Origin of the sequence: Synechococcus sp. W55.2 (assembly GCF_047461635.1) — a bacterium.
In the GTDB taxonomy this organism is placed as follows: Bacteria; Cyanobacteriota; Cyanobacteriia; order Thermostichales; family Thermostichaceae; genus Thermostichus.
In genome coordinates, this window is sequence record NZ_JANSHM010000094.1 from 1 (window position 1) to 8719 (window position 8719).

The window sequence follows — 8719 nt, forward strand, 5'->3', positions numbered from 1 at the left end:
CGTGGTTGGCTTGCCAACTGCAGGGCTACCGAAAGCCCGCCCTGTACTGCGAAGTAGTCAGGGTCGGGTAGTTTACTAAAATCAAACGGGTTTTCTCCAGAGGGGATCTCCCAATAGACCACATGATCTTGAATGCGAGTGCCATCGGTAACAAAGCGCCCAGTATCGGCGGCAGCACGCTCAGCGCGGCGATAGAGTCGCCCTTGCCAGGTCAAGTGCGGGGGCAGCCCCAATCCCAAAAACAGTTGCTGCCGACTGGATTCCTGGTTGAACACCGTTTGCAGGCGATCCGCCCAGATCCTTGCCAGATCTGCCGGTTGGGGAGCAGCATGAGCCTCTGCATCGGCTGGAGTTACCTCCAACAGCAGTTGCTGGTTCAAAAGAATCCGAGCGGCTTGAGCTGGGGGATCCCCGCTGCCGGTCGTCGAGGGATTGGGACTGGGGATATCCAGACTGACCTGCACCTGAGGGCTGCTGGCCTGTAGCAAAATCTCTTCCAACCGTTGCTTCAGCAGACGGAGGCGAGCGGGGGCATCGGGGGTGCGCAGGGTCAAAACCAGCTCACTCCCCACCCGAAACTCGCTTTCTGCCCAGGTTGCCTCACTCCGCCAACTCCCCATCAGCCCACCCACGAGCAGGATCCCTGCCCACCTCGCCATCCTTGCCGGCCCCCTTACCGGGGGTGAAGCGCTCCTCTGTGGCCTTGACAAGTTCACTAACCTCGCCTCTCCCCTGCAGGACTCCTTGATCTTAGCCGCTACCCTAGATACATCTGTTCTCTTGACCCTATGCCGTTGGCAAGCTCGGCTTCTTTGTCATTGTTCTAAGGTCATCATGCGGATCCCGACTTCCACCTATCGCATTCAGTTTCATGCTGGGTTTGACTTCGACGCAGCACGACAGATTGTTCCCTACCTGAAGTTGCTGGGCATCAGTGACTTATATGCCTCTCCCATCTTCCAAGCCCGCAAAGGCAGCACCCACGGCTACGACGTGGTGGATCCCAGGCAGATTAACCAGGAACTGGGGGGAAGCGAAAAGTTTGAGCTCTTGTGGGAAGCCCTCAATCAGCAGGGAATAGGCTGGATCCAGGACATTGTGCCCAATCACATGGCCTACGATGGCCAGAACCAGATGCTCATGGATGTTCTGGAGAGCGGCCCCAACTCAGATTTTATTGACTACTTTGATGTGAATTGGAATCACTCTTACCTGGGGATCAAGGGCAGAATCTTAGCTCCCTTCTTGGGAGATTTCTACGACAAATGTTTGGAGTCGGGACAAATTCAGCTTCGTTACGATGCCGACGGCCTAAGCGTCAACTACTACAACTTGAGATTTCCCCTCAACATTGACACCTATGCCGATGTTTTTACCTACAACCTGAGCAAGCTGCGGCGAAAATTGGGACGCAGCCATCCCGACTACGTCAAGTTACTCGGGATCCTCTTCAGCCTGAAATTTATCCCTAGCAAGGAAGATCTCCTAGAGCGCACCGATCAAATTAGCTTTGCCAAGCATTCTTTGTGGGAACTCTACACGTCTAGCCAACCTATCCAGAGCTTTTTTGACGAGAACATTGCCATTTTTAACGGCAAGCCAGGGGATCCGTCAAGCTTTGACCTGCTGGATAGTCTTCTGGCGCGGCAAAATTTTCGCCTTTCCTTCTAGAAGGTGGGTGCTGAGGAGATCAATTATCGTCGTTTCTTTACCATTAACGAGCTGATCTCACTGCGGGTGGAAGATCGCGAGGTGTTTCGCAAAACCCATCAGCTTATCTTTAAGCTTGCAGAACAGGGGCGTTTTAGTGGTTTGCGCATCGATCATATCGATGGGTTGTTCAATCCCGAAGAGTATCTCCATCGCCTGCGGGAACGCTGCCCAAATCTTTACATCGTGGTAGAGAAAATACTAGAGGCTAATGAAAGTCTGCCCCAAAGCTGGCCGGTTCAGGGCACAACGGGCTATGATTTTTTAGCTAAGCTCAACGGCATCTTTTGTCAAGAAGAAAATGCAGAGGCTTTTGACTCTCTCTATCAAAATTTCACAAATCTACGGCATTCCCCAGAGCAGGTTATCGAAGATAAAAAACGCCTGATCATCGAGCGCAACCTGTCAGGAGATATGGATAACCTTGCTTTTTTGCTCAAGCAGATCACCAGCCACCATCGCTATGCCAATGACTTTACCCTCTACAGCTTACGTCGAGCTTTGGTAGAAGTTTTGGTGTGCTTTCCGGTCTACCGCGTCTATATCCACGAAGGGATCCTCAGTCCAGAAGGTCAACAGGTAATTTGTCAAGCCGTGGAGAAGGCCAAGGAGAACCTGCCCGTTTTGGTGAATGAGCTGAATTTTATTCAGCGCTTTCTCTGCCTGGAGTCTCTGGAAAATTTATCAGACCAGGAGAAAAATGAGCAGATCCATTTTGCCATGCGCTTGCAGCAGTTGGCTGGCCCTCTCATGGCCAAAGGGGTAGAAGATACTGCTTTTTATGTGTACAACCGCCTTTTATCTCTCAATGAAGTCGGCGGGGATCCCTGTCGCTTTGGCCTTTCGGTGCAAGAGTTTCACCGCTTTAATCAAGAGCGGTCAGCTCGGTGGCCTCTGTCCATGAATGCTTCTGCCACCCACGACACCAAGCGTGGCGAAGATGTGCGGGCCCGGCTGAATGTGCTTTCTGAAATCCCCGCCGAGTGGGAAAAGCACATCAACCTTTGGCATGAACTGAACCTCGGCTACAAAGTCCGCAGCAAACAAGCCAAGCGCTCAGAACTGCCGGATCGCAATGACGAGTATTTGCTCTACCAAACTTTGCTCGGCTCCTATCCCTTCCAACCGGAAGAGGTGCCCCAGTTCGTACAGCGGGTCAAAGACTATGCCATCAAAGCAGTGCGGGAAGCTAAAGTTCACACCGCTTGGCTTCGCCCCGATACCGAATACGAAGAAGCCACTACCGCTTTTATCGAACGGATCCTTCAAGGTCCTAACCCCTTTTTGGAGTCCTTTTTGCCTTTCCAACGGAAAGTTGCCCACTTTGGCATTTTTAATTCCCTCTCGCAGACGCTGATCAAGCTCACCAGCCCTGGGATCCCGGATATTTACCAAGGCACGGAACTGTGGGATTTGAGCATGGTGGATCCCGACAATCGTCGGCCTGTGGATTTTTCCCGTCGCCTCGCCTATTTGGAAGAAATTCAGCGGCGGGTTAAACAGGATCCTCTCCAACTCATCGCGGATTTGCTCCTGCACCGCAGCGACGGACGCATTAAGCTGTTTCTGATTTACCACGTGCTCAAGGCCCGCCAGGAACAGCCCCAATTGTTTCTCGAGGGCAGCTACATTCCTCTGCAAATCAGCGGATCCCATGCCGCCCACATTGTGGCTTTTGCCCGTCAGCACAGTAAGCAGGTATTGCTCACGGTAGTGCCGCGTTTTTTAACAAAGTTGATCGACGAAACCCAAGATCCTCTGGGAGAATCCGTTTGGGCAGATACCGAAATTCATCTGCCGCGTTGGAAGCGGCTGGACTGGGTGAACGGGCTAACCCAGGAAAGGATCCCTGCCGGCGAAACCTTGCCGGTGGGCGTTGTCTTGAAATCCTTCCCGGTAGCCCTGCTGTGGGGACAATCCCGCTAGCGGCCTAGGCGGGAGCTAGGGCCTGAAAGTTGACGATGCGGGCAAACTCTTGGGGGTCTAGGCTGGCCCCTCCCACCAACACGCCGTCGATCTCAGGCTGGGCCATCAGCTCATCGATGTTGCCGGCCTTCACCGAGCCGCCATACAAAATGGGCAGTTGGGCATTGCCCAGGTGTTGCCGGATCAAGCCGATGACCCGGTTGGCCTCTTGAGCTGCACAAGTCTGGCCGGTGCCGATGGCCCAAATGGGCTCATAGGCAATCACCAAGTTCTCCAGATCGATCCCTTGCAAGGCGCGATCCAACTGCCCCACAATCCAAGACTCGGTCAAGCCTTGCTCCCGCTGCTGCTGGCTTTCTCCCACACAAAGGATGGGGGTGAGCCCGTGCCGCTGGGCAGCTGCCAAACGCCAATTAACGGTTTCGTCCGTCTCGCCGAAGTACTGCCGCCGTTCGCTGTGGCCGACGATGACATAGCGCACCCCCAATTCTGCCAGCATGGGGCCGGAAATTTCCCCGGTAAAGGCCCCCTGATCCTCCCAATGCAGATTTTGTGCCCCCACGGCTATGTCGGATCCGCGGCTTTGCTCTGCCACCACCGCTAGGTTTGTAAAGGGCACACACAAGATGATCTGCCGCTGGGATGCTGACCCTGACGGCGATGATTGTAGGGCCAGGCCCAGCTCTTGCAGAAACTCGCGAGCCTCAGCCTGAGTCTTGTGCATTTTCCAGTTGCCGGCGATGAGGATGGGGCGCAAGATGGATCCTCCCTTAGAGACAACAGAAGGAAGGGATCCCGCAAGCAGAAAGCCTAAGGAATATGTGGAAGAACAGCAGGGATCCCAGCTTTGTTTTTTCGTATGACACAGTTTACCAGCAAGCGATCCCGAAAATACGGCGACGGGATCCCCTCTCCAAGCGCCGGTTAACCCTTCAACCAGCATGCAGACGGGACAGGCCAAGACCCAACAGGGAAGGCAGCTTCCTACAGCCCAACGATCTGGGTGTTTTCAAAGGTAGCCAGAATTTCATCCAGATCTTTGTTCTGCAGCGAGTAGGTAGCGGTGGCATCGTTGCCAAACTGAATTTCGTCCCCGTCCTCCAGATCCCGAAATTCCACCCGTTGCCCGCCCACGTAAAGGCCGTTGGTGCTGGGGGTGCCCTGAATGTCTCCGTCGATGATTTGGTAAGTGAACCCATCGGGAGAAGAGGGGGATTCTGTTTTGACCAAAATGGCGTGGTAGCGAGAGGCGTACTGGGAGTCGATGCGAATGCTGTTGCGTGGATCCCGGCCTAAGGAGTAGAGCTCAGCCGTCAACCAGTAGGCTTTTGGCCCATGACGATCCTTGACGATGAGCACGTGATTGAGGGCTGGTCGGCGAGGGGGCGTGGTCATGAAAGGCACCCGCTTGCACAACACTGAGGGCAAGATAGCCAAAACATAACATAGGATCCCCCAGGTGGATCCCTATGTCCACCAGATCAGCCTCTCCAAGAGCAGCGGAATCTGCCCATCACTCTGAGCTGGCGCGGGATCCCCCTGAGCAACAAGAAAGGGTCTGAGTAGATTTTTGTAACAATTCCTCTCATAATAGGATCGACGATGCGGATGGCTCCCTGACCATGAATGGCTCGCAACCGGATCCCGGTGTTCAACCCCGTTCCCCCAAGACACCGAGGCTCATTGAGTTGCCGGAAGATGAAACCGATGCGCAGCTCAGCGATCCCCTGCGGATGCAGCGCTACGAATGTCGTTCTTGTGGCTATGTTTACGAACCGGCCAAGGGGGATCAGCTCAATCGGATCCCGGCGGGCGTGCCGTTTGAGGAATTGCCAGCCGATTGGAAATGTCCGGTGTGCCGAGCCGACAAGCGCTTGTTCCAAGCAGTGGGTGCCAAAGGCAAGCCTTCGGGTTTTCAAGAGAACCTGCGCTATGGCCTGGGGGTGAATGTGATGACCCCTGCCCAAAAGAACCTGCTGATCTTTTTGGGATTGGCGCTGGGATTTTTATTTTTGATGAGTTTTTATTTCGTCGAGTGAGGGTCAAGATGTTCAAACCCCTGAGGCTGGTGCTGCTGGTTGCTGTCTCGGTGCTGCTGATGGCGGCGGGGATGCCCAACATGCGGGTGGTCCCCTGGCAGCAGGTGGAAGTGCCCACCCAGAACATTCTGCTGGACATTGCCTTCACCGGCACCACCCCTTCCCATGGCTGGTTGGTGGGAGACAAGGCGACGCTGCTGGAATCCCACGATGGGGGTCTGCACTGGCAGGTGCGGGAGCTGCCGGGTCTGGAGCCGGAAGCCTACCTGGCCTCCATTAGCTTTGCTGGGGCAGAAGGCTGGGTGGCCGGGCAGCCGAAGATCCTCCTCCACACCCTAAACGAGGGATCCGACTGGACTTCCATCCGCCTCAACAACCAACTGCCAGGGGAGCCGCTCTTGATCCAGGCTCTGGGCCCTGGCGCCGCCGAAATGGTGACCAATGTGGGTGCCATCTACCGCACCGAAGATGGCGGTCAGACCTGGCATGCCCAAGTGGATGAGCCAATTGGGGCCATCAAAAACATTGCCCGCGGCCCTGAAGGCGAATATCTGGCGGTGTCGTCGCGGGGCAGCTTCTACTTTCTGTACACTCCTGAAAGTCGCACCTGGAAGCCCTACCCGCGGGAAAGCTCCCGCCGCATTCAAAACATGGGCTTTGGCCCCCACGGCAGCGCTTGGAAATTGAACCAAGGGGCGGAGATCGCCTTTACCGATGACTTCACCTCCGGCCAGTGGTCGTCGCCGCTGCGTCCGGGGCGGGCCCTCAGCTTTGGCTACCTCAATGCCGCCTATCAAAACGACCACGACCTGTGGGTGGTGGGGGGTGGCGCTACCCTGATCCACAGCCCTGATGGTGGCAAAACCTGGGAACAGGCCAAGAAACTCAGCAACATCCCCGCCAACTTCTACAGCATTGAGTTTTTCGGCCCCGAGCAAGGGTTTATTCTGGGGCAACGGGGCACCCTCTTGCGCTATGTCAGCTCCAACAACTCCTGAAGGTCTCAGGGATCCCTAATCGGCACACGGGTGGACACACGCGCCAAGGATCCAGCTTCACGCCCGCGGCTGCTGGTTGCTGCCAGTGGCACTGGTGGCCACATTTTTCCGGCTTTGGCTATTGCCGAGCAGTTGCCCGACTGGCAGATCGAATGGCTGGGGGTGCCGGATCGGATGGAAGGGAAGCTGGTGCGGGAGCGCTATCCCTTGCACCGGGTTGTCATGTCGGGCTGGCAGGGATCCCCTCTCCACAGGCTGCAGGCCTTGGCCCAACTGGCCCGTGCGACCCTACAAGTGCGCCAACTCCTCAAGTTGGGACGGTTTGACGTTGTTCTGACCACCGGCGGGTACATTGCCGCTCCGGCCATTTTGGCCGCCCGTTCGCTGGGGGTGCCGGTGTTGCTGCACGAGTCCAATCGGATCCCGGGCAAAGTGACCCGTTGGCTGGGGAGATTTTGTCAGGTGGTGGCGCTGGGCATGGCGGAGACGGCAGAGCATTTGCCAGGGGTGGCCGCCCAAGTGGTGGGCACGCCAGTGCGGGCCGAGTTCTACACGCCCCAGCCTTTCCCTGCCGACCTCCCCATTCCCGACGGGGATCCCCTCATTGTGGTCATGGGGGGCAGCCAAGGGGCGCGGGGCCTCAACCGCATGGTGGCCACCTGTGCCCCAGCTTGGTTGGAGGCGGGGGCCTGGATTGTGCATTTGACCGGCGGCAGCGAAGCTCAAGGTCCGGAAGCCAGGATCCCCAGCCATCCCCGCTACCGGCCCTTTCCTTTCCGTCGAGATGTAGCTGCCTTGTTGCAGCGGGCCAACTTTGCCATTAGCCGCGCCGGAGCCATGAGCCTGGCGGAGTTGCTGACCACCGCCACCCCAGCCATTTTGATCCCCTATCCCTTTGCCGCTGAGGATCATCAGTATCAGAATGCTCTGGCCTTCGTGGGGCGCGGTGGGGGGGTGGTCATGCGAGAATCCGAAGAGAACTTGGACTTGCTGCGGCAAACGGTGTTGACCTGGTTGGCCCAGCCGCAGGTGGTTGCCCAAATGGCCGCTCGCTTGCAAGCCACAGCTCCCCCCAATGCCAGCAAGGCCATCGCCCGTCTGTTGCAGGAAATCCGCCAAAGTTCTGCCCGTTAAGCCGTGGTACAGCCAAGATTGGACAGCCTTTCCCAACGCCCGCCTGTGCCCGCCAAAGCGGCGGAGTCCCCAACCCTGCTGGCGGAACTCCCGCCCGCCGACAGGATGGAATCGCTGTTGATGCGGCTAGAACAGTGCTTCGGGATCCCCCAGCGGGCTCCCGATGGGCTTTCCCCCCGCCCGGATCTCCTGGACGAGTTGGTGGGCACGATCCTTTCCCAGAACACCACTGACACCAACAGCAGCCGTGCCTTCCGCGCCCTCAAAGCCGCCTTTCCCTCTTGGGAAGCGGTCTTGGCTGCCGACCCGGCAGATCTGGCCCAGGTGATCCGCTCCGGCGGCTTAGCCCACCTCAAGGCAGTCCGAATTCAGGAGATCCTGGCTGCCATTCAAGAACGACAGGGATCCCTGAGTCTGGACTTTCTAAGAGAGCTAGACGATGCTGGCGCCCTCGATTTTTTGCTCTCCCTGAAAGGGGTAGGGCTGAAGACCGCCACCTGTGTGTTGTTGTTCGGCCTGGGTCGGGATCTCTGCCCGGTGGATACCCACGTGCATCGGGTGGCCAACCGTCTGGGCCTGGTGCGGGCCAAACATCCCGACGACACTTTTGCTCAGCTTTCCCCTCAGATCCCCAGAGGCAAAGCCTATTCCCTGCACGTCAACTTTGTCCGGCTGGGCAAGCGCATTTGCAAGGCCCGTATGCCCGAATGTGGCCGCTGCCCGCTGCGTCCCACCTGCCCCTCTGGGCGGCAGCGTTGATCCCGACAGCAGGGCTCTATTCTGCGGGCGCAGTAGAAGCATCTGGGATCCCCTCTTGTCCGCTCCTGCCGGCGTCTCTGATACATTTACGCTGAACACTGCTGAACATCACTGTTCAACTATGCAGCGATAGCATTCTGTTTGTTTCCAAAC

At 57.0% G+C, this 8719-nt stretch carries 9 protein-coding genes; 6 read left to right on the forward strand and 3 right to left on the reverse strand.

All coding sequences use genetic code 11. The annotated features are described in order from the left end of the window. Nucleotides 1–659: hypothetical protein (locus tag NW828_RS13250; RefSeq protein ID WP_414384353.1), on the reverse strand; the 659-nt coding region annotated here is incomplete at its 3' end. 175 nt (nucleotides 660–834) lie between these two features. On the opposite strand from NW828_RS13250, the gene NW828_RS13255 reads away from it, so the two are divergent. Both NW828_RS13255 and treY read left to right on the forward strand, forming a co-directional pair. Continuing rightward, on the forward strand, nucleotides 835–1671 hold the full coding sequence (locus NW828_RS13255; protein ID WP_414384355.1) for an alpha-amylase family glycosyl hydrolase: 837 nt from the start codon (nucleotides 835–837) through the stop codon (nucleotides 1669–1671). A 3-nt stretch (nucleotides 1672–1674) separates the two neighbouring features. Then, nucleotides 1675–3636, forward strand: a complete 1962-nt coding sequence (treY, locus tag NW828_RS13260; RefSeq protein ID WP_414384357.1) for a malto-oligosyltrehalose synthase — start codon at nucleotides 1675–1677, stop codon at nucleotides 3634–3636. A gap of 4 nt (nucleotides 3637–3640) precedes the next feature. Here the strand turns inward: treY and tpiA are convergent, their stop codons facing one another. Next, nucleotides 3641–4393 carry a triose-phosphate isomerase gene (tpiA, locus tag NW828_RS13265; RefSeq protein WP_414384359.1) on the reverse strand — a complete coding sequence of 251 codons (753 nt, stop codon included), beginning with the start codon at nucleotides 4391–4393 and terminating at the stop codon, nucleotides 3641–3643. A 227-nt stretch (nucleotides 4394–4620) separates the two neighbouring features. Then, complete coding sequence (locus tag NW828_RS13270) at nucleotides 4621–5031, reverse strand: FHA domain-containing protein (RefSeq protein WP_414374851.1); 411 nt, start codon at nucleotides 5029–5031, stop codon at nucleotides 4621–4623. Nucleotides 5032–5258: 227 nt separating this feature from the next. Here NW828_RS13270 and NW828_RS13275 point away from each other — a divergent pair, with 227 nt between their 5' ends. Genes NW828_RS13275 through NW828_RS13290 form a run of 4 tightly spaced genes read left to right on the forward strand, consistent with a single transcriptional unit; the run spans nucleotide 5259 to nucleotide 8566 of the window. Further along, nucleotides 5259–5675: a rubredoxin gene (locus NW828_RS13275; protein WP_414331938.1), complete on the forward strand. Its 417-nt coding sequence runs from the start codon at nucleotides 5259–5261 to the stop codon at nucleotides 5673–5675. 8 nt (nucleotides 5676–5683) lie between these two features. Then, nucleotides 5684–6673 carry a photosynthesis system II assembly factor Ycf48 gene (locus NW828_RS13280; protein ID WP_414384361.1) on the forward strand — a complete coding sequence of 330 codons (990 nt, stop codon included), beginning with the start codon at nucleotides 5684–5686 and terminating at the stop codon, nucleotides 6671–6673. 30 nt (nucleotides 6674–6703) lie between these two features. Continuing rightward, a complete protein-coding gene (murG, locus tag NW828_RS13285) occupies nucleotides 6704–7807 on the forward strand; it encodes an undecaprenyldiphospho-muramoylpentapeptide beta-N-acetylglucosaminyltransferase (RefSeq protein ID WP_414384363.1) in 1104 nt (367 codons plus the stop codon). Between the two features lie 18 nt (nucleotides 7808–7825). Beyond that, nucleotides 7826–8566: an endonuclease III domain-containing protein gene (locus NW828_RS13290; protein WP_414384365.1), complete on the forward strand. Its 741-nt coding sequence runs from the start codon at nucleotides 7826–7828 to the stop codon at nucleotides 8564–8566. The last annotated feature ends 153 nt before the right edge of the window (nucleotides 8567–8719 follow it).